General features: G+C 63.6%; 18 protein-coding genes and 1 pseudogene. 14 read left to right on the forward strand and 5 right to left on the reverse strand.

Annotated elements, in window-relative coordinates:
- Entirely contained in the window at positions 1–1,350 is a 1,350-nt protein-coding gene (locus CNE_RS08680) for a Rieske 2Fe-2S domain-containing protein (RefSeq protein WP_013956751.1), read from the reverse strand.
- Between the two features lie 137 nt (positions 1,351–1,487).
- On the opposite strand from CNE_RS08680, the gene CNE_RS08685 reads away from it, so the two are divergent.
- The 10 genes from CNE_RS08685 to CNE_RS08730 all read left to right on the forward strand — a co-directional run bounded on the left by CNE_RS08685 (position 1,488) and on the right by CNE_RS08730 (position 10,639).
- Positions 1,488–2,678, forward strand: a complete 1,191-nt coding sequence (locus CNE_RS08685; RefSeq protein WP_238553068.1) for a porin — start codon at positions 1,488–1,490, stop codon at positions 2,676–2,678.
- An 87-nt stretch (positions 2,679–2,765) separates the two neighbouring features.
- A complete protein-coding gene (locus CNE_RS08690; RefSeq protein ID WP_013956753.1) occupies positions 2,766–3,887 on the forward strand; it encodes an alcohol dehydrogenase catalytic domain-containing protein in 1,122 nt (373 codons plus the stop codon).
- Positions 3,888–3,924: 37 nt separating this feature from the next.
- Positions 3,925–4,455 (forward strand): cupin domain-containing protein, encoded by a 531-nt coding sequence (locus CNE_RS08695; RefSeq protein ID WP_013956754.1) that lies wholly within the window; start codon positions 3,925–3,927, stop codon positions 4,453–4,455.
- A gap of 107 nt (positions 4,456–4,562) precedes the next feature.
- A complete protein-coding gene (locus tag CNE_RS08700; protein ID WP_013956755.1) occupies positions 4,563–5,072 on the forward strand; it encodes a bacteriohemerythrin in 510 nt (169 codons plus the stop codon).
- Positions 5,073–5,074: 2 nt separating this feature from the next.
- Positions 5,075–6,016 carry a 3-carboxyethylcatechol 2,3-dioxygenase gene (locus CNE_RS08705; protein WP_013956756.1) on the forward strand — a complete coding sequence of 314 codons (942 nt, stop codon included), beginning with the start codon at positions 5,075–5,077 and terminating at the stop codon, positions 6,014–6,016.
- Positions 6,017–6,045: 29 nt separating this feature from the next.
- Entirely contained in the window at positions 6,046–6,837 is a 792-nt protein-coding gene (mhpD, locus tag CNE_RS08710) for a 2-keto-4-pentenoate hydratase (RefSeq protein ID WP_013956757.1), read from the forward strand.
- A 13-nt stretch (positions 6,838–6,850) separates the two neighbouring features.
- On the forward strand, positions 6,851–7,819 hold the full coding sequence (locus CNE_RS08715; RefSeq protein WP_013956758.1) for an acetaldehyde dehydrogenase (acetylating): 969 nt from the start codon (positions 6,851–6,853) through the stop codon (positions 7,817–7,819).
- A complete protein-coding gene (gene dmpG, locus CNE_RS08720) occupies positions 7,816–8,850 on the forward strand; it encodes a 4-hydroxy-2-oxovalerate aldolase (protein WP_013956759.1) in 1,035 nt (344 codons plus the stop codon). The genes CNE_RS08715 and dmpG overlap by 4 nt, the downstream gene beginning before the upstream one ends.
- Before the next feature lie 16 nt (positions 8,851–8,866).
- Positions 8,867–9,736 carry an alpha/beta fold hydrolase gene (locus CNE_RS08725; protein ID WP_013956760.1) on the forward strand — a complete coding sequence of 290 codons (870 nt, stop codon included), beginning with the start codon at positions 8,867–8,869 and terminating at the stop codon, positions 9,734–9,736.
- Positions 9,737–9,895: 159 nt separating this feature from the next.
- Complete coding sequence (locus CNE_RS08730) at positions 9,896–10,639, forward strand: SDR family NAD(P)-dependent oxidoreductase (RefSeq protein WP_013956761.1); 744 nt, start codon at positions 9,896–9,898, stop codon at positions 10,637–10,639.
- Between the two features lie 76 nt (positions 10,640–10,715).
- Here CNE_RS08730 and panP read toward each other — a convergent pair whose 3' ends face one another.
- Both panP and CNE_RS08740 read right to left on the reverse strand, forming a co-directional pair.
- Positions 10,716–12,374, reverse strand: a complete 1,659-nt coding sequence (gene panP / locus CNE_RS08735; RefSeq protein ID WP_238553069.1) for a pyridoxal-dependent aspartate 1-decarboxylase PanP — start codon at positions 12,372–12,374, stop codon at positions 10,716–10,718.
- A gap of 580 nt (positions 12,375–12,954) precedes the next feature.
- Positions 12,955–13,215, reverse strand: coding sequence for an XRE family transcriptional regulator (locus CNE_RS08740; protein WP_013956763.1), 261 nt, complete (start codon positions 13,213–13,215; stop codon positions 12,955–12,957).
- Between the two features lie 149 nt (positions 13,216–13,364).
- On the opposite strand from CNE_RS08740, the pseudogene CNE_RS39135 reads away from it, so the two are divergent.
- A pseudogene (locus tag CNE_RS39135) lies at positions 13,365–13,612 on the forward strand (MFS transporter); the annotation flags it as partial.
- A gap of 30 nt (positions 13,613–13,642) precedes the next feature.
- On the opposite strand, the gene CNE_RS08750 reads toward CNE_RS39135, so the two are convergent.
- Both CNE_RS08750 and CNE_RS08755 read right to left on the reverse strand, forming a co-directional pair.
- Positions 13,643–14,374 carry an enoyl-CoA hydratase/isomerase family protein gene (locus tag CNE_RS08750; protein WP_013956765.1) on the reverse strand — a complete coding sequence of 244 codons (732 nt, stop codon included), beginning with the start codon at positions 14,372–14,374 and terminating at the stop codon, positions 13,643–13,645.
- Positions 14,371–15,603, reverse strand: a complete 1,233-nt coding sequence (locus tag CNE_RS08755) for a CaiB/BaiF CoA transferase family protein (protein ID WP_013956766.1) — start codon at positions 15,601–15,603, stop codon at positions 14,371–14,373. The genes CNE_RS08750 and CNE_RS08755 overlap by 4 nt, the downstream gene beginning before the upstream one ends.
- Positions 15,604–15,685: 82 nt before the next feature.
- Here CNE_RS08755 and betC point away from each other — a divergent pair, with 82 nt between their 5' ends.
- The 3 genes from betC to mmsB are packed head-to-tail and all read left to right on the forward strand — an operon-like array spanning position 15,686 to position 19,624.
- On the forward strand, positions 15,686–17,209 hold the full coding sequence (gene betC / locus CNE_RS08760; RefSeq protein ID WP_013956767.1) for a choline-sulfatase: 1,524 nt from the start codon (positions 15,686–15,688) through the stop codon (positions 17,207–17,209).
- A gap of 10 nt (positions 17,210–17,219) precedes the next feature.
- Entirely contained in the window at positions 17,220–18,722 is a 1,503-nt protein-coding gene (locus tag CNE_RS08765) for an aldehyde dehydrogenase family protein (protein ID WP_013956768.1), read from the forward strand.
- Positions 18,638–19,624 (forward strand): 3-hydroxyisobutyrate dehydrogenase, encoded by a 987-nt coding sequence (gene mmsB, locus CNE_RS08770; protein WP_330995907.1) that lies wholly within the window; start codon positions 18,638–18,640, stop codon positions 19,622–19,624. Before CNE_RS08765 ends, mmsB begins: the two co-directional genes overlap by 85 nt.
- Positions 19,625–19,629 lie beyond the last annotated feature (5 nt).

Below are 19,629 nucleotides of genomic sequence, written 5' to 3' on the forward strand. Positions count from 1 at the left end.
TTACTCGTCTTCTTCGATCTTGGTGACGAAGTACGCCGTGGCCTGCTTGCCTTCCGACGCCTTCTTCAGCCGCATGGCCGACGCCTTGACGGCGCCATCCACGCCACGCCCCGGCTTGGCAATGCCACGGTTCCAGCGCGATGCCAGCTTGCGCCAGGTGATCGGGGAAATATCCGTTGCCATCAGCTGCTCGTTATCCCAGCCGGTGCCATCCGCGTAGAAGTCCTGCATCGCTTCGCGCGCATAGAGGTCGCAATCATTGAAACCGTGCAGGCACAGGGGCTTGTACAGATAGTCGAAGCGGTACTGGTAGTCCTTGCGCTCCTGCTCCGTGTTGCAGACCTTGACCAGGACTTCCCAGTATTCATAGGTGTCGTCGGTGATGGGTACATACCACTCGTACTGGACGACATGCTCTTCCGGCCAGTTCTCCACCATCAGGACGCCCGGCAGGACCACGGAGGTGCGATACGGACGCGCGTTCAGGTTCTCCACCTTGAGGCCGACCTTCTCGTTTTCGAGGATGGGCTTCCACTTGTCGGTGAACAGCCACTGCACCAGCCCCTTGGGGCCGTTGTCGTCTTCGACTACCGCAATGCAGTCGTCGGCGGTCGGCACGATGCCCAGCGGCAGCACCCAGTCCTTGGCATGGATGATGGCGTTGTCCTTGTGGACCAGGATGTGCGCATTGTCGAAGCCGTTCTCGCAGGCGATGCGCCAGTTGGCATAGCCGGTACGGTGCATGCCGTGGGCGACGACGTTTTCATCGAGCAGGCTCGGCGCGGACGGCCACAGCGGGTGCGGGAATTTCTCGCTGTTCTCGGGGAAGCGGAACGGCAGGTCATGCGACAGCGGAGGCACGTCTTCGTCCGGGTAATCGTCCTCGCGCACGAAGACAAAGATCATGCCGGCGACTTCCCGCACCGGGTAGGTGGTGAGGCCGGTGGTGCCGATCAGCTTGTCATCGGGGTTGCCGGCGATGGTCGCCAGGTTGCCGCTCTCCAGGTCGAAGGTAAAGCCGTGGTACCAGCAGCTGATGGTGTCCTTGGTAAGGCACATCGGCTTGGCCGAGAGACGGACGCCGCGGTGAACGCACTGGTCCTTCAGGGCAAAGATCTTGCCGTCCACGCGGCGCAGCACGATCGGAATGCCGCAGATCTGGATGCCCTCCACACCGTCCTCCGGGAGTTCCTTGCTGAACAGGGCCGGGTACCAGTGGTTGATAAACCCCCAGGCGGCGTCCTTGTAGGGCTGGTACTGGCTCTGCACCTTGGCGTCGTTGACGCGTGCGCTGCTGATCTCGTTTTTTGTCTCGCTGCTGCGCCGGCGGATGACGGGCTTGTCGCTCATCTTCAGGTTCTCCTCGATATGGGCTTTGTGGGCTGCAACCCTGGTCGTGTGCCAAGGGCGCGATCGAAGATTACCGAAATCTATAATTGACTGTCAATCGAAGTTCAATCAAACTTCGATTCACAATTGATCGATAAATGATTGATTGTGTAGAGTTAGACGCTCAAAAGCGGTGGATTGGCGCACGCCAAGGGTTAACCCTGATCAAATACGCCAGACACCGCCTTCGAAATCAAGAAACGGGGAGACATCCAATGAGGAGACTGAAGGCGATTGCCGCCTGCAGCGTTGGCCTGGCGGGCGCGGCGCATGCAGAGGGCAGCGTGCAGGCATACGGCATCGTCAATACCGGTGTGATGTATGTGTCCAACCAGGGCGGGAGCAGCAACCTGGTTGCGGATCCGGGAACCCAGGCGCCAACGCTGTTCGGCTTCAGGGGCACGGAAGAGCTTGGCGGCGGCCTGCAGGCCGTGTTCAAACTGCAGGGCCAGTTTTCCATGAAGAACGGCCAGTCCATCGGGAACCTGTTCGGGCACGAAAGCTATGTCGGCTTGCGTGACGACAAGCTCGGGACGCTCACGCTCGGGAATCAGATCGACTTCATGTTCTATTCGCTGGCGCTCGATCACTGGGGCTCGGCGTTTCCGTTCATCAGCTGCATCAGCCTTCGCCAGGGGCCATTCTCGGGGCTGGGCGTGCCCAACACGCCGGGCGGCTCCTTCGACTTTGACCGGGTTGCGGGCCTTGCCATGCCGAACTCGGTCAAATACCAGAGCCCGGACTTCGGCGGCCTGTCGGTCGGTGCGCAATACAGTCTTGGCGGGCAGCCCGGTTCGTTCGGGAACAGCAGTGGCCAGAGTGCCGGCGTGAATTACCACGTCGGCAACCTGCGGCTGAACGGTGCATACACCTACGTCAAATATCCGCAGCTGAATGCCGGCAACGATGGCATCAGGAACTTCGGGTTTGGCGGGTCTTATGCAATTGGGCCCGCAGTAGCCGCGCTGATGTACACGAATACCGAGAACACCGCGACCGGCGCACGGGTTGCGGTCTACGAGGGCGATGTGACCTGGGCTTTTTCCCCCGCCTGGCACCTGAATGCCGCCTACCAGTACATGCGAGGCAATGACACGCTGGACCGGCAGAGCGCCATGCAGGGGACACTGACCCTGCTTTATTCGTTCTCGAAGCGCACCAGCGTCTACGCCGATCTTGTCTATCAGAAAGCATCGGGGGCGGGGAAAGCCTGGATCAGCCTGGCGCCGGGGCCTTCGTCCGGCGCCACGCAGGTGGCGGCCAATATTGGCGTGCTGCATGCGTTCTGACCCGGCCAAATTTTTTTGACCACATCAGTCGACAATCAATTGATATTCAACTGATAAACATTGGATAACGTTGGAGGAGATGAACGAATGAAGGACCCTCATCAGACCACCATCCAGGCCGCGCGTGTCCATGAACCGGGTGGCCGGTTCCGCCTCGACACGATTGCGCGCCCAGCCTTGCTGCGCCCCACCGATGTGCTGATCGACGTGAAGGCGGCGGGCGTGGTGCCCAACCTGCGCAACGTGATGAGCAACTACGGCGAACGCGCCTACCTGACCGTACCGGACCTGCCCGCGATCTACGGCCTGGATACCGCCGGCGTCGTGGCGGAAGTGGGCAGCCAGGTAACCGGCGTGGTCCCCGGCGACCGCGTCTATATCAACCCGGGGCGCTCGTGCGGTTCCTGCCATGCGTGCCGGACCGGCGAGCCGATCAATTGCACGGCTTACACCTTCCAGGGCTATTTCGGCTTCGGGCCGGAGTCGAAGCGGATGTACCAGCAGTATCCATATGGCGGCTTCAGTGAATTCGCCACCGCGCCTGCGGATGGCTTGGTCAAGCTGCCCGACGCGATCACCTTCGAACAGGCCGCGCGTTTCGGCTACCTGGGTACGGCGTACTCCGGCCTGCGCAAGGCCGGCGTTGCAGCAGGCCGCACGGTATTGATCAGCGGCGCTACAGGCACGCTCGGGCTCGGCGCCGTGCAGATCGCGCGGGCCATGGGCGCTACCCGGATCCTGTGCATGGCGCGCAATGTCGACTTGCTGGAACGCGTCCGCGCGTTGGACCCGCAGCGTATTCGCATCCTTTCCTATGGCACGCAACCTCTCGCCGACTGGGTTCGCGCCGAGACGGACGGCATTGGCGCCGATGCCTTTGTCGATGCCATCGGCCCCGGCGCCTCGCACCAGATCACGCTGGACGGTATCGCGGGCCTCCGGCGTGGCGGCCGCATGGTGGAAATCGGGGCGATGTCGGACCCGTTGCCCGTCAACCTGCACCAACTGATGTGCGCGCAGGTCAGCCTGGTCGGATCACTCTGGTTCTCGGTGGCCGAAGGCCAGGAACTTGCCGCCATGGCTGCGGCAGGCACGCTCGACCTCACGGTCTTCGAGCACCAGCGGTTCGGCCTGCACCAGGTCAATGAAGCCCTCGCCACCGCCGAGAAGCGCGCTGGCGGATTTGTCAACGTGGTTGTCGTGCAATGAACCGGCAACCAATCTTCAACGGATTCAGGAGCAAGCAATGGTAAGACGCATCGTCACCGGCGAGCGCGACGGCCGTTCCGTGGTTGTCTCGGACGGCCCCGTGTCCACCACCCACGACTATGCCGCGGTCCCCGGCTTCCAGACCACGCTGGCGTGGGCCACGCAGGCTGTACCGTCGCTGCCGCAGGACGGCACCGATCCGGTCGTGACGGTCAGGTCGGTCACGCCCGACCCGCACGGAACGCGCCTGATCGTCGTGCAGTTCCCGCCCGACAGCGTGATGGCATCGCCGCAGTTCGATCCCGTGGCGGCAGGCGAGGAATATGCGCGCCACCTGCCCGGGCTGGCTGAAGCCTTCGAGCCGGATGGCTCCGGCATGCACAAGACCCGGTCGGTCGACTACGACATCATCGTTTCGGGTGAGCTCTGGCTGGAAGTGGATGGCGGGGAAACCCGTCACCTCAAGGCGGGCGATATCGTCATCCAGAACGGCACGCGGCACGCCTGGCGCAACCGCAGCGAGCAGCCAGCCGTCATGGTGGCGGTGCTGATTGGGGCCGACAGGTAAAGGGGTAAAGGCTGAAGCAGCTCACGTTGGGATCGGTGGCGCCAGTGCCACCGATCCCAGGCCGCGGCATATTGGTGCCGCTGGCGAGCTTGCCGGGAGGGTTTGCAATGAAAGATACATCGGATATCGGCACGCCGCCGCCCACCGCGGACGAGTGCCTGGAACTCGCATGGACGGATGCCATGCTGGTGGGCCATGGGCCGATCGACGCGGAGCACCAGGAGTTCGTTGAGGTGGTGAACGCACTGGCCCACTGCTCGGCGGACACGGCGGCAGCGTGCCTGCAGGACCTGGAGGCGCATGTGCATTCGCATTTCGCCGTCGAGAAGGCGTGGATGGAGAAGACGGATTTCCCAGCCGCCGATTGCCATATCGACGAGCACGAGCGTGTCATCGACGCCGTGCAGAAAGTCAACGCCAGGCTGCTGCTCGGCGAACTCGGGCTGCAGGACCTCAGGCGGCTCGCCAAGGCGCTGGCGGACTGGTTTCCCGCGCACGCAGCCTATATGGATTCGGCGTTGTCCGCCTGGATCAACAAGAAGACCTACGGTGGTGCACCGGTCGTGCTCCGGCGCGATCTCCACGTAGACCAGCGTCACGCCGAGGCGGGAGCATAAGCATGCCACTTCACCTTGAATGCCTCTCGCACACCCCGCTGCACGGCTATTTCGACCCGGCGCCGGAGATCCTTGCTGAAGTCGAGCGTGTGCAGGCCGCCGCCCGTGCCCGCGTCGAAGCCTTCGATCCCGAGCTGGTGATTGCCTTCGTGCCGGACCATTACAACGGCTTCTTCTACGACCTCATGCCGCAGTTCTGTGTCGGCGTGGCCGCCAGCGCGGTAGGCGACTTCAAGAGCCTGGCTGGCCCGCTGTCGGTCCCGTCCGATACGGCGCTGGCACTGGCGCAGGCGGCGCTGGATGCTGATGTGGACGTGGCGGTCTCGTACCGCATGCAGGTCGACCATGGCTGCGCGCAGGCGTTGGAAGTACTGACCGGCAGCCTCGATCGCTATCCGGTGGTTCCGGTATTCATCAACTCGGTGGCTCCGCCGATGGCGAGCTGCCGGCGCGCCCGGTTGCTGGGCGATGCCATCGGCCGCTTTGCCGGGCGTCTCGGCAAGCGCGTACTGGTGGTGGGATCGGGCGGCATTTCGCATGAGCCGCCCGTGCCGGAAATTGCCACGGCCACGCCGGAGAACGTCGAGCGGCTGATTGCCGGACGCCATCCCAGCCCGGAATCGCGTGCCGCGCGGCAGGCCCGCACGTTTGCCGCCGCGCAGGCGTTTGCCGCTGGCGAGAGCCACCTGCACGCGCTCAATCCCGAATGGGACCGCGCTTTCCTCGACACGCTGGAGAGCGGGAACCTCACGGCCGTGGATGGCATGACCAACCACGCGATCACCCGCGATGGCGGCAAGTCCGGCCACGAGATCCGGACCTGGATCGCCGCCTTTGCCGCGCTGGCGGCACACGGATCGTACCGGGCCGAACGCGACTACTACCGGGCCATTCCCGAATGGATTGCCGGCTTTGCCGTCATGCACGCACGGCCGGCCGCCTGAGGCCAAACCTGATTAGCAAGGACACTGACATGACCATCCCACAAACCGTGCTCGCGCTCGCCGAACGCCTGCGCCGGGCCGAAGAGAGCCGCACTCCGGTCGCACCGCTGCGCGCGGAGATTGCCGCTGACGACGTCGCCACGGCTTATGCCGTGCAAAGCGCCAACGTCGAGGCCTGGCGCGCGCAGGGCCGCCGCGTGGTCGGCCGCAAGATCGGGCTGACCTCGCTCGCGGTCCAGCGCCAGCTCGGCGTGGACCAGCCTGACTTTGGCACCTTGTTCGCCGACATGGTCTACGGCGACGACGAACCCATCCCCACTGCGCGCACGCTGCAGCCCAAGGTCGAGGCTGAAGTGGCGCTGGTGCTCAAGCGCGACATCACCGCTCACGATGCCACTGTGGTGGACCTGATCAATGCGGTCGACTACGTGCTGCCGGCCATCGAAGTGGTGGGCAGCCGTATCGAAAATTGGAACATCTCCTTTGTCGACACGGTCGCTGACAACGCTTCCAGCGGCCTCGTGGTGCTGGGCGCGGTGCCGGTGCCGCTGTCCGGCCTGGATCTGAAAGGCGTGCAGATGGAGATGTTCCGGGGCGAGCAGCGCGTCTCGGCCGGCAAGGGCGCCGATTGCCTGGGGCATCCCCTGAATGCCGCGGTGTGGCTGGCCCGCACGCTGGCATCGCTGGGCGATCCGCTGCGCGCCGGCGATCTCGTCCTGACTGGTGCGCTCGGGCCGATGGTGGCCGTTGAACCCGGCCAGTGCTACGAAGCGCGTATCAGTGGTATAGGCAGCGTCCGTGCGACGTTCGCCGCAGAATGAAAGAGAGAACGACATGACTTCCAGGAAACTCAAGGCAGCGATCATTGGCTCGGGCAATATCGGAACCGACCTGATGATCAAGATCCTGCGCCACGGCAGGCATCTGGAGATAGCGGCAATGGTCGGCATCGATCCGGCCTCCGACGGACTGGCCCGCGCCGCGCGCCTGGGCGTCGCTACCACGCACGAAGGCGCCGAAGGGCTGATCCGCCTGCCGGTCTTCGATGATATCGACTTTGTGTTCGATGCCACCTCCGCCGGCGCGCATGTGAAGAACGATGCGCTGCTGCGCGAGCGCAAGCCTGGCCTGCGCATGATCGATCTGACGCCCGCCGCGATCGGGCCGTATTGCGTGCCGGTGGTCAACCTCGATGCGCATCTGGAGGCGTCCAACGTCAACATGGTCACCTGCGGCGGCCAGGCCACGATCCCCATCGTGGCCGCGGTCTCGCGCGTGGCGAAGGTCCACTACGCGGAGATCGTCGCGTCGATCAGCAGCAAGTCCGCCGGCCCGGGCACACGCGCAAACATCGATGAGTTCACCGAGACTACCTCCAAAGCGATCGAAACCGTTGGCGGTGCCGCCCGGGGCAAGGCCATCATCGTGCTGAATCCCGCCGAGCCGCCGCTGATGATGCGGGACACGGTGTACACGCTGTCGGAACTCGCCGACCGCGACAAGATTGAGGCATCCATCGAAGAGATGGTGCGCGCGGTCCATGCCTATGTGCCCGGCTACCGTCTCAAGCAGACCGTGCAGTTCGACGAGATTCCGGCCAGCGCACCGCTGAACATTGCTGGCCTGGGCCGTTTCAGCGGCCTGAAGACTTCGGCCTTTATCGAAGTGGAAGGCGCCGCCCATTACCTGCCTGCCTACGCCGGCAACCTCGACATCATGACTTCCGCCGCCCTGGCGACCGCCGAACGGATGGCGCAATCGCTGCTGAGCGCCAAAGAGACCACCGCAGGAGCCCTCGCATGAGCACCCCGAGCAAGAAACTCTATATCTCCGACGTAACGCTGCGCGATGGCAGTCATGCGGTCCGCCACCAGTATTCGATCCAGAACGTCCAGGACATCGCGCGCGCGCTGGACCGCGCCAGGGTCGACAGCATCGAAGTCGCGCATGGAGATGGCCTGCAAGGGTCTAGCTTCAACTACGGCTTCGGTGCGCACAGCGATCTCGAATGGATCGCCGCCGTCGCCGAGGTGGTGGAGCACGCGAAGATTGCCACGCTCCTGCTGCCCGGTATCGGTACCATGCACGACCTGAGGGCCGCCTACGATGCCGGCGCGCGCGTGGTCCGCGTCGCCACGCACTGCACCGAGGCCGACATCTCGAAGCAGCACATCGAGTATGCGCGCGAACTCGGCATGGACACGGTCGGCTTCCTGATGATGAGCCACATGACCACGCCGGAGAATCTCGCCGTCGAGGCGAAGAGAATGGAAAGCTACGGCGCGACCTGCATCTACGTGGTCGACTCCGGCGGCGCGCTGACGATGAACGATGTGCGCGCGCGCTTCCGTGCGCTCAAGGACGTGCTGAACGCGGACACGCAGACCGGGATGCATGCGCACCACAACCTGTCGCTCGGCGTCGCCAACTCGATCGTAGCCGTCGAGGAGGGCTGCGATCGCATCGACGCATCGCTGGCCGGCATGGGGGCCGGGGCGGGCAATGCGCCGCTGGAGGTATTCATCGCCGCGGCAGAACGCCTCGGCTGGAACCATGGCACCGACCTGTACGCGCTGATGGACGCGGCCGACGACATCGTGCGCCCGCTCCAGGACCGCCCGGTGCGCGTGGACCGCGAAACACTCGCGCTTGGCTATGCCGGTGTCTATTCGAGCTTCCTGCGTCACTCTGAAGTGGCGGCGAAGAAGTATGGCCTGAAGACGGTCGACATCCTTGTCGAGCTGGGCCGGCGCCGCATGGTTGGCGGCCAGGAGGACATGATCGTCGATGTTGCGCTGGACCTCAGCAAGCGCGCGTCCGAAGCGCGGCAGTGACAAGAAGGAACACCACATGAATGCGACAGCACAGGCTATCACGGAAGCCTCGACGAGCCGGTTCGTCTCCGTGCAGGACGGAGAGACCACTTTCCGGATTCACTACAACGATGCCGGGTCGGGGACCGAGACCGTCGTCATGCTGCATGGCTCGGGGCCAGGTGCAAGTGGCTGGGCCAACTTCAGCCGCAATGTCGAGCCACTGGTGGCGGCAGGCTACCGCGTGCTGCTGGTGGATTGTCCGGGGTGGAGCAAGAGCGATCCCGTGATCAGCACCGGTTCGCGCTCGGAGCTCAACGGCAGGGTGCTCAAGGCCGTGCTGGATGCCCTGGCGATCGAGCGGGTGCATATCATCGGCAATTCAATGGGCGGCCATAGCGCCGTTGCCTTTGCGCTGGCCAATCCGCGGCGCATCGGCAAGCTCGTCCTGATGGGCGGAGGCACCGGCGGCCCGAGCCAGTTCGTGCCGATGCCGACTGAGGGCATCAAGTTGCTGAACGGCCTCTATCGTGAGCCGACCATCGAAAACTTGAGGCGGATGATGAGCGTCTTCGTCTATGACGCGAGCGCACTCACGGAAGAACTGATGCAGGCCCGCCTGGACAATATGCTGGCGCGGTGCGATCACCTTGAGAACTTCGTCAAGAGCCTGGCGGCGAATCCCAGGCAGTTCACGGACTACGGTTCGCGTCTGGGCGAGATTGCCGCGCCAACACTTGTCGTCTGGGGCCGGGACGACCGCTTCGTGCCGATGGATGTGGGTCTGCGCCTGCTCGCTGGTATTCCGGATGCGCGGATGCATATCTTCAACCGGTGCGGGCATTGGGCGCAATGGGAGCATGCCGAGGCATTCAACCGGATGGTGGTTGATTTCCTCGCCCATTGAATCTTCCTGCGGCGTGGGGAGGGCGCAAGCTTGCGTTCGCCCCGAAGACTCGGACAAGGCCGTCGACTGTGACCATTGATGAAGCCGCCGGCCTGGTCCTTGCCATATGTGTGAGTCCATTCAGACTGGCAGCAGTTTGATTGTCAACAGGAGGCGAACATGCTGATGAAGGGAAAGGTCGGCCTGGTGACCGGCGGTGGCTCAGGCATGGGGCGGGCGGCTGCGCTGGCGCTGGCGCGTGAAGGCGCGCATGTCGTGCTGGCGGGCCGCTCCGAGGAAAGGCTCGCCGCCGTACGCGACGAGATCCTCAGGAACGCGGGACAGGCTGAAATCAGGATCACCGACGCATCGCGTCGCGAAGACAATGAACAGCTCGTAGCGTTTATCGAATCCCGCTTCGGGCGATTGGACTTCGCCTTCAACAACGCCGGTGGCCATGCCGATTTCAAGCCCATCGACCAGACTTCGGTAGATGAATCGGAGTGGGTGATTGACCTGAACTTCAAGGGCGTTTATTACGGCGTCAAGTACCAGGTCGAAGCAATGCTACGCCACGGCGGTGGCGCCATCGTCAACAACGCTTCGATTTTTGGGCTACGCGGGATGAACGGAATCGCCCATTACGTGGCGAGCAAGCACGCGGTTGTCGGTCTCACAAAGGCCGTCGCAAAGGAGTATGCCGGCCAGGGTATCCGCATCAACGCGGTGTGCCCAGGTGCGACGCAGACGCCAAACTACATGCGCTCGACCAATGGCGATGTGCATCTGCTTGACGACATGATTCCGATGAAGCGGATCGGTCAGCCGGAGGAAGTTGCCGAAGCCGTTTTGTGGCTGCTCTCGGACAAGGCAGCCTATGTCACGGGTGCAACATTGTCGGTGGATGGCGGCATGACTAGCTGAGCTTGTCGCCCTACGAGTCTCGGACCGTTACCAGCGGCACACGGTCGACGACTGGCGCCTGCCAGCCGTAAATGCCTCACGCGGCGTCCGGCGCCCCCATCAGCGCCATTAGCGGCGCCATGCATGGGCTGGCTGCCGCCAGCGCGCGCTGTTCGTCGAGGATGTCCTGCAGGATGGCATGCGTCGTATCCGGGTTGGCCAGCACTACGCGGAAAACGGCAATCGGGCGGCCACCCCACTGTGTCGACATCAACTGCGTGCGCGATACGAACGAGCGGCCGGAATCGCGCTGCATTTCCTGAATGCTGATGGTCAGCGCATCCAGCGCTTCCAGGATCTTCTCGCGCCGGTCGGCCGAAGCCGTTGCCAGCGCGGCACGCACGGTCCCGGGCACATGGCGATAGGTCAGGATGCAAAGCTGCGGGTGGCTATCGAGCTCGAAATCCGGCTGCTGCGCAATCAGGGATGCAAAGTATTGAGCGTTATCGATGCTTCGATCGATCAACTGCGCCAACCCCTTGCGACCGAGCAGATGAAGGTTCGCATAGAGCATGACTGCCGCCGCGCCGCGCGATCCTTCGAGCGTATGGCGCCCCAGGTCCACCGAGCCCTTGCGCACGATGTAGTTCGCATGCTGGATGATTTCCTGCGTCCACGCCGGGCTCCGGAACAGCACCATGCCGGCACCCATCGGCACGTAGAACTGTTTGTGCGCATCGATGACGACGGAATCGGCACGCTCGATGCCCGCGAAGCGCCAGCGCTCGCGCTCCGACAGCAGTGTTGCGCCGCCCCATGCGGCATCCACGTGGAAATGACAGCCGGCCTCATGAGCAACATCCGCAATCGCGTCGAGTGGATCGACCGCGCCCGTCTCCGTCGTCCCCGCTATGCCGACGATCGCCATCGGCCGGATGTTGCGCTGCTGCAGGTCACGCAGGGTGTCGCGCAGCAGGTCGACGCGCATGCGACCGTCTGCATCGACCCCGACCGGCACGAGATTGTCGCGCCCGATGCCAAGGACGTCGGCTGCCTTTCGCAACGAGTAGTGCCCGCGCTCCGAGACGACGATCGCAAGCCCGTCATGGCCGTAATGGCGCAGCGCAGCCACCAGTCCGGCGCGATGGATGCCGGCGAAGCCATCACGCGCGCCCAGCAACTTGTTGCGGCTCGCCCATAGCGCGGTGAGGTTGGCGACCGTGCCGCCAGAACAGATCGCGCCGAGCGCGTGGTCGGCATCGTGCAGCCATCTCGCATAGAACGCGCTGTCCTGCGCAAATACCAGCTTGTGCAGCATGCCGACGACCTGGCGCTCGAGTCCTGTCAGCGCGCCCGACGTCTCGAGCTTCACAACGTTCTGGTTCAGCGCTGCCACCACCTTGGCCAGCGAGGGCATGAACGACGGCAGCGACGACGTCATGTGTCCGACGAAAGTAGGCGATGCCACGGGCATCACGTGCCGAAACACGTCGTTGAGCAGATGATCGGCGTGCGCTTGCGGCGATGTCGGAGTCTCGGGCAGCTCAACCGACGCGAACACCGCCTCGCGTGTGGCGCACGCGCCAACCGGATCAAAACGCTCGCCCGCAAAGAAATCCGCCGGATGCTCGGCGATCAATCGCTCGAGCGATTCGAATGCACCCAGATCCGCGTCGAACCAGCGCAAGGGGCAGTCGTCGCCCCCGTCCGTGCTTTGTGAGGTCTCTTCGCGAGAGATGTCCGGCTTCATTTTCATTACCCAGTTCAATCCAGTAGCGCCATGGTGCGCCGGGCATTATGCCGGATCGGACGGATGCGGATTGGCCGAGGGCCCCGACCGGCACCTTTGACGACGTCGCCGCCGCCCGATGACGGCCATCAATCGCCTTCTTTATTGGGCGCCCTGCGGAGCGGTCAGCACCAGCACCAAACACCAGGTCTGTGGAGATGATCGCATGCCTCAAAGGGGCGAGTATCCGTTGGTGGATGCCGAGCGCGCCTCGCTGTCACTCCGATTGCTCCAGCAACCGGGACAGTACGGCTAGCTGCGCCAAGCGCGCTCGAGCAACTGGCAGTGGCGCGCATAAAAGCCCCGCTCTTTATTACTTATGGAAATATGTGTCATTTCGGGGCTTTCTCCCGGCGCGCCCCGTTGCAGCGCCGCTTACAGGATCAGTCGATCCACCACACGGCGGCAGGCCGACAGCGTTGCCGCACTGTCTGCATAGTGCGCAAGTCCCGCAGTGAGGGGCAGGTCGTCCGCCACGACAATGCGGATGCCAGACGCAGCGGAGCGTTTGTTGCGTGTGCGGCCGGGCGGCGGCTTGCAGGGGAAATCACCGCAAGAATATGCTTAGCCTATCCAGCCAGTTGTGCAGTTCGGCTGCGCGGAAGGACTGGAACTTGCCGCAAAGTGCCAGAAGGAGATCCGATTGCGAGGTCTCAAGCAGGGTGGCGGCTTCCGACAACCTCAGCCCACTGACCTGAATGCGGTGGGTGATGTCTTTCACGATGTTTGCCTTCAGCGGGATCTCTTCGGCGTCGGCGAAGCCAAGCTGCGCATAGACATTGCTGGTTCCATACTCGAAGCAAAACATGTGATCTCCTTTCATTCACTAGACAACAACCCCTTTCTGCATGTGCGTGATGGTGGCTGAGGGCGCGATTATTCAGCGAAGACAATGTCAACACAATCTCGGGGAAATACTGAGGCCAGGGCTGCATGGCTCCCGGCCGGGAGCCATCCCCGGCCTTCTGGGCCCTTCCTCCCAAGCTGGTCACCGGCGCCGGTGCGGCTGCGGGTATTGCGCTGATCAATACGCTCGGCCAGATGGGGGGCATCGTGAGTCCGGTCGTGGTCGGCCGGATCAAGGATCTCACCGGCAGCACGACTCCGGCATGATCGGCGGTCTGGGGCTTGTCGCGGCCGCAATCCTGTCGTTCTGCATGCCGGCACGGCTGTGCGTCAAGGAAGGAAACGATCCGCCGCGCTAGTCGCGCTCGAAGTCTTCATCGCGGCGACGTCTACCTGGTCGCGAGTTTGGCAAGGCGTCGCACCGTCTCCTCTGAGCGCAGCGAGGCTTCATAGGCCGACCTGCCGATGCTTTCGTTCCATGCACCGCCGGCGATCGCGTCGATGTGCCGCTTCATGGAGCGAACAGCGCCAGCGTCGCAACGCCCGATGCTTTCTGCATACTTGTCGATGGCAGCGGGGAGGTCCTCACGGCGAACAAGGTCAGTGAGAAAGCCGATCCGGAGCAATTCCTCGCTTTCGAGCGTCATGGAGGTCAGGAAGATTTTCTTGGTTGCGGTAGGGCCCAGGCGCGAAACGAAGCGCCGCAGCCCCCCTGGATAGTAGTGCAGCCCAAACTTCGCGGCGGGCATGAACAGCTTGCAACCGTGAACGCCAATTCGAAAATCGCAGGCCAACGCGAGGTCCGTGCCACCACCGTAGGCGCTACCGTTCATCGCGCATAAAGTCGGAAGCTCGAGGGTTTCCAGGGCGTCGATCATGTCTTCGAGCGATCGGTCCAGACGGGTGCCGATCTGGCTCAGTGTATAGCCTGAACAGAAGGTCTTCTCGCCTTCGCCCGTCAGCACGAGCAGCCGCAAGGTTGGGTCCCGCCTCACTTGTTCCACGAGCCGCAGCAGGACCCCGATATCGTCAGGGTCAAGCCGGTTGTGCTCGGCAGGGCGTCGCAGTGTGATCGTCGCTGTCGCGCCGGCGATTTGAAGGGCAGGCTGTGTGGATGTCATGGCTTGATTTCATCGCTTGCGTGGCCATGCTGCAGGATGACGCCTTCGCGCGCCAGGGCTTCCAGGTCAGACGTGATGAACCCATGCTCCCGCAGGACGTCGAACGTGTGCTCGCCGAGCAAGGGCGGCGCGCGGCGAATGGATTCCCCGTGGCGGCCGTCGAAGGCGATCGGGCTGCCGACCTGCCGGATGGAACCCAGCTCTGGATGCTGGACTTGCTCCACAAGTCGGGAGTGAATGACCTGTTCGTCAGCGAAGACATCCGCGACGTTGTAGATCGGGCCAGCCGGAATATCCGCCTCTAGCAGTCGTTGCGTCCACTCGTTGCGGCTGTGCGCCTTCAGCCTGGCCTCGATGATCTCCTTGAGTTCGGCACGCCGCTCGATCCGCGCTGCATTCGTCGCGTAGCGCGGATCATCGACCAGGTCCTGGAGCCCAACCACTTCGCAGAGGCGCTTCCACATCTCGGCTGTCGCCGGCGCGATGTTCAATGGCCCATCCGCGGTCTGGAACACGCCGTATGGCGCAATCACAGGGTGCGTATTCCCGGCAAGACTGGGAATCTCCCCCAGACTCAGGTAACGCTGGGCCTGGACGCTCATGAGTCCGACCAGTCCTGCCAGCAGTGATGTCTCCACCCGGCGACCGCGCCCGGTTGCATGGCGCTGCGCTATGGCAGCCAGGATGCCGATGGCACACCACATGCCGGCAGTCTGGTCGCCGATCGCCACACCCACCCTGACCGGTCCCGTTTCCGGCATGCCCGTCACGCTCATGAGTCCGGAGTATCCCTGGGCAATCTGGTCGAACCCGGGACGTTGACTCGCAGGTCCCGTACGGCCGAAGCCGGTGACACTCGCATAGATAAGCCGGGGGTTCGCTTCGGCAAGCGCTTCGTAGCCAAGACCCATGGATTCCATGGCGCCGGCTCGAAAGTTTTCCACGATCACGTCGTACTGGCCGGCGAGTTCGCGCAGCAGGCCAAGCGCGCGAGGATCGCGGAAGTTGACGGCGATGCCGCGCTTGTTGCGGTTGCCGCTCAGGTAGTAAGCGCTGGTGCCGCGGTCGAAAGGCCCCCAGTGGCGGATCATGTCCCCGCCCGCGGGCTCGACCTTGATCACGTCGGCGCCCAGGTCGCCCAGGACCATCGTGCAGAACGGGCCCGCAAGCGCCCTGGTGAGATCCAGGACACGAATCCCCGAAAGCGGCAAGGAAGTTGGGTCGGTCATGCTTTCTCCCCTTGTAAGATCGCATGCCTCACTCTATATTGCATACAACAGAAATGCAACCGTTATCCAAAAGAGGAGACACATGCGCAAGCCCAACATTCTTTTCGTCATGGCCGATCAACTCTCCGCACCGGTGTTGCCATTCCACGGCAACACCGTCGTGAAGGCGCCGCACCTCGAGGCGCTCGCCGCACGCTCGGCGGTTTTTGACAACGCCTACTGCAACTTCCCCTTGTGCGCACCCGCCAGGTTCTCGCTGCTTGCCGGCCAGTTCGCCACGCGCATCGGCGCGTTCGACAACGCGTGTGAGTTCCAGGCCGCCACGCCCACGCTGCCTTATTACCTCGCGCAGCAGGGCTACAAGACCATCCTCGGCGGGAAGATGCACTTCGTGGGGCCTGACCAGAAGCATGGCTTCCAGGAGCGCCTTACTACCGACATCTACCCGGCGGACTTCGGCTGGGCGGCGGACTGGGCGGAGGGCGAGTTCAGCTTCTATTCACCCGGGCACAACCTGAGCACTGTGGATGAGAGCGGCTCTTGCTTCCGCAGCCTGCAACTCGATTACGACGAGGAGGTCGAGGCGAAGGCGATCCAGCGCCTGTACGACCTTGCGAGGGAAGACGAGCAACCGTTTTTCATGTGCGTTTCCTATACGCACCCCCATCCGCCGTATCACATACTTCCCGAGTACCTGGATCGTTACTCGCCGGAGGAGATCAACCTGCCTCTCGTCGGTGACATGCCGATGGAGGCGCGCGACAAGCTCAGCCAGTGGGTGCAGTATTCCCACGGGTTGGACAAGCAGGGGGCGACCGACGAACAAGTGCGGCGTGCGCGCCACGCCTACTATGCGATGGTGAGCTACGTCGACGACAAAGTGGGCCGCCTGCTGGAGACGCTTAAGCGCGCGGGCTTCGAGGACAACACCATCGTCGTGTTCACCTCCGATCACGGTGACATGCTGGGCGAACGCGGCATGTGGTTCAAGCGGGTGTTCTTCGACTGGTCGGCCAAGGTTCCGCTGCTCGTCTATGACCCGCGCAAGCGCAACCCCCGGCGCATCGCGGAGCCGGTTTCTCACGTGGACCTGCTGCCCACATTGCTGGATCTTGCGATGGATGGCAGCACACCGGCCTGGGTCGAGCCGATCGACGGACGCAGCCTCGCGCCGCTGGTCGCAACGGGCGATGACAACGGCGAGGCGGAAGCGTTCGTCGAGTACACCGCCGAGGGCGTCACCGGTCCATGCTGCATGCTGCGACGTGGCCGATACAAGTACGTGTACACCCATGGTCATCCAGACCTGCTTTTCGACATGGAGGCCGATCCGAGCGAGCTGGTGAACATCGCGCAAGAGCAGCCGCAGGTGCTTGCCGAGCTCAAGGCACGCGTGCTCTCCCGGTGGGATCCCGCTGCCATCACGCAGCAGGTGCTTGCCAGCCAGGCGCGCCGCAAGTTCATCAACTCGCTGCCCGAGGGCATCCAGCCCACCTGGGACTTTCAGGCGGGCACGGACGACACGCGCCGGTTTGTACGCCGGGGCAGCGCTCGTGTGATCAAGGTTAAAAAGCGCTGGCCGGCTGTGGCACCTGTCGCCAAGTGAAAGGAGCCCGATGATGACTCAGAACAAGCTCACGGCGGACGTCGATCCGCACCGTCTGGCTCGCGCGATAAGCGGCTACAACCTGATTGACGGCGAGCTGGTGGAGGCCCGTTCGGGCAACAGGTTCCCGGTAACCAACCCTGCAACCGGACGCGAGATCGGGCACGCGGCGCAAAGCGACGCAAGCGACATCGATCGCGCAGCAAGTGCAGCGGTCCGGGCGCAGCCCGCTTGGGCTGCGATGTCCGCTCGCAAGCGTGGCACCCTGCTGGCCGACTGCTCGCGCCTGATTGCCGAGCACGTGGAGGAGCTGGGGCGGCTGGTGGCGCTCGAGACCGGCAAGGCACTGCGCACCGAGAGCCGGGTCGAAGCCTCCGTCGTTGCCGACGCCTTGCAGTTTTACGGCGGCCTGGCTTCCGAACTCAAGGGCGAAACCGTGCCGTTCAGCCCGGACATGCTGACACTCACGCAGCGCGAACCAATTGGGGTGGTGGGCGTCATCATTCCCTGGAATGCCCCCATGATGCTCATGGCGCTGAAGATCGCCCCGGCGCTGGTGGCCGGCAACACGGTCGTGGTGAAATCGGCGGAAGAGGCGCCACTGGCGGTCCTGAGGCTGTGCCAGATCCTCAACCAGGCGCTGCCAGCCGGGGTGCTGAACATCGTCTCAGGCTTCGGCCCCGAATGCGGGGCGCCCCTGGTCGCGCATCCCGCCGTCGGCAAGGTGACGTTCACCGGCTCCGTCGAGACCGGGAGAATCGTGGCGCGCACGGCCGGGGAGAAGCTCATCCCCGTCACGCTGGAACTTGGCGGCAAGAGTCCGATGATCGTGATGGACGACGCCGACATCGCGAAGGCCGTCGCCGGCGCGGTGAGCGGCATGCGCTTCACTCGCCAGGGACAGAGCTGCACGGCCGCCAGCCGTATTTTCGTGCACGACAAGGTGCACGATGAGTTCGTCGCATTGCTCAAGGCGCGCGTTGACGCGTTGAAGATGGGGGATCCGTTAGACGAAGCGACGGATATCGGCACGGTGATCTCGCGCACCCAGCTCGACAAGGTTCTCGGCTATATCGAAAGCGGTCGGACCGAGCCGCATTCCCGCGCGCTCGAATGCTCCCAATTGCCCGCAGACGAGTCCCTTCGGCAAGGTCTGTTCGTCCGGCCGGTCATCTTTACCGGTCTGGACAACGCATCGCGGCTGGCGCGCGAAGAAATCTTCGGACCCGTGACGTGCGTGATCCGCTTCTCGACTTACGAAGAAGCCGTGGCGCAGGCCAACGACAGCGACTTTGGACTGGCTGCAACCATCTGGACGCAGAACCTGAAGACCGCGCTGGATGCCACCCGGCGCCTGCAGGCAGGCTTCGTGCAGGTGAATCAGAACATCGTGGTCCAGCCTGGACTGTCCTACGGGGGCGTGAAGCAATCCGGCCTTGGCCGCGAGGCGTCGCTGGAGGCAATGCTGGACCACTTCACGCACAAGAAGACCGTGATCTTCAATATGAACTAAGTGACGCTCGTTACGAGGAGACAAAAATGGCTGTGATCGGTTTCATCGGGTTGGGCAATATGGGATTTCCCATGGCGTGCCGACTGAAGGAGGCAGGGCATGAGGTTCGCTGCTTCGATCTCAACGCAGGCTCGATGGCCCGCGCCCTGGATGCGGGCCTCCGGCCGCGGGCTTCGGTCGAGGAAACGGTATCCGGGGCGGAGGTCGTCATCACCATGCTGCCCAGCGGCAGGCACGTGCTGGACGTGCTCACTGCGGACACCCTGCCGCTCGCGCCTGGAGCGCTTGTGATCGATTGCTCGACGATCGATGTCGCGTCCTGCGCCGCTTTCCACGAAACGCTGCAGAAGAAGGGGCTGGTCACGCTTGACGCTCCGGTTTCCGGCGGCGTAAGCGGCGCGGCGGCGGGGACGCTCACGTTCATGGTTGGCGGTACAGAATCAGCCTTCGCGCGTGCGCTCGAACTGCTGCGCGCGATGGGCAAGAATATCTTCCATGCGGGCGCGGCGGGCGCAGGCCAGGCGGCGAAGATCTGCAACAACATGCTGGCAGGCATTTCCATGGTGGCCGTCTCCGAGGCCCTGCATCTGGCCAAGCGGCTGGGGCTGGATCCAAAGAGGTTCCACGAAATTGCCTCGACGTCGTCGGGCCAATGCTGGGCGCTCACGAGCTATGCGCCTGAGCCCGGCCTGGTGGCGTCCGCGCCGGCCAATCGCGGGTACGAAGGCGGATTCGCTTCCGAGCTGATGCTGAAGGACTTGCGCCTGGCGGAGCAGGCTGCAGTTGCCAGCCAGTCGCCGGCATTGCTAGGCGCGGCGGCCGCCTCGGTCTACGCCATGCATTGTGCCGCAGGGCGTGGCCGGCTCGACTTTTCCTCCATCATCAAGATGCTCGGCGCATAAGCTGC

Origin of the sequence: Cupriavidus necator N-1 (assembly GCF_000219215.1) — a bacterium.
GTDB classification, from domain to species: Bacteria; Pseudomonadota; Gammaproteobacteria; order Burkholderiales; family Burkholderiaceae; genus Cupriavidus; species Cupriavidus necator.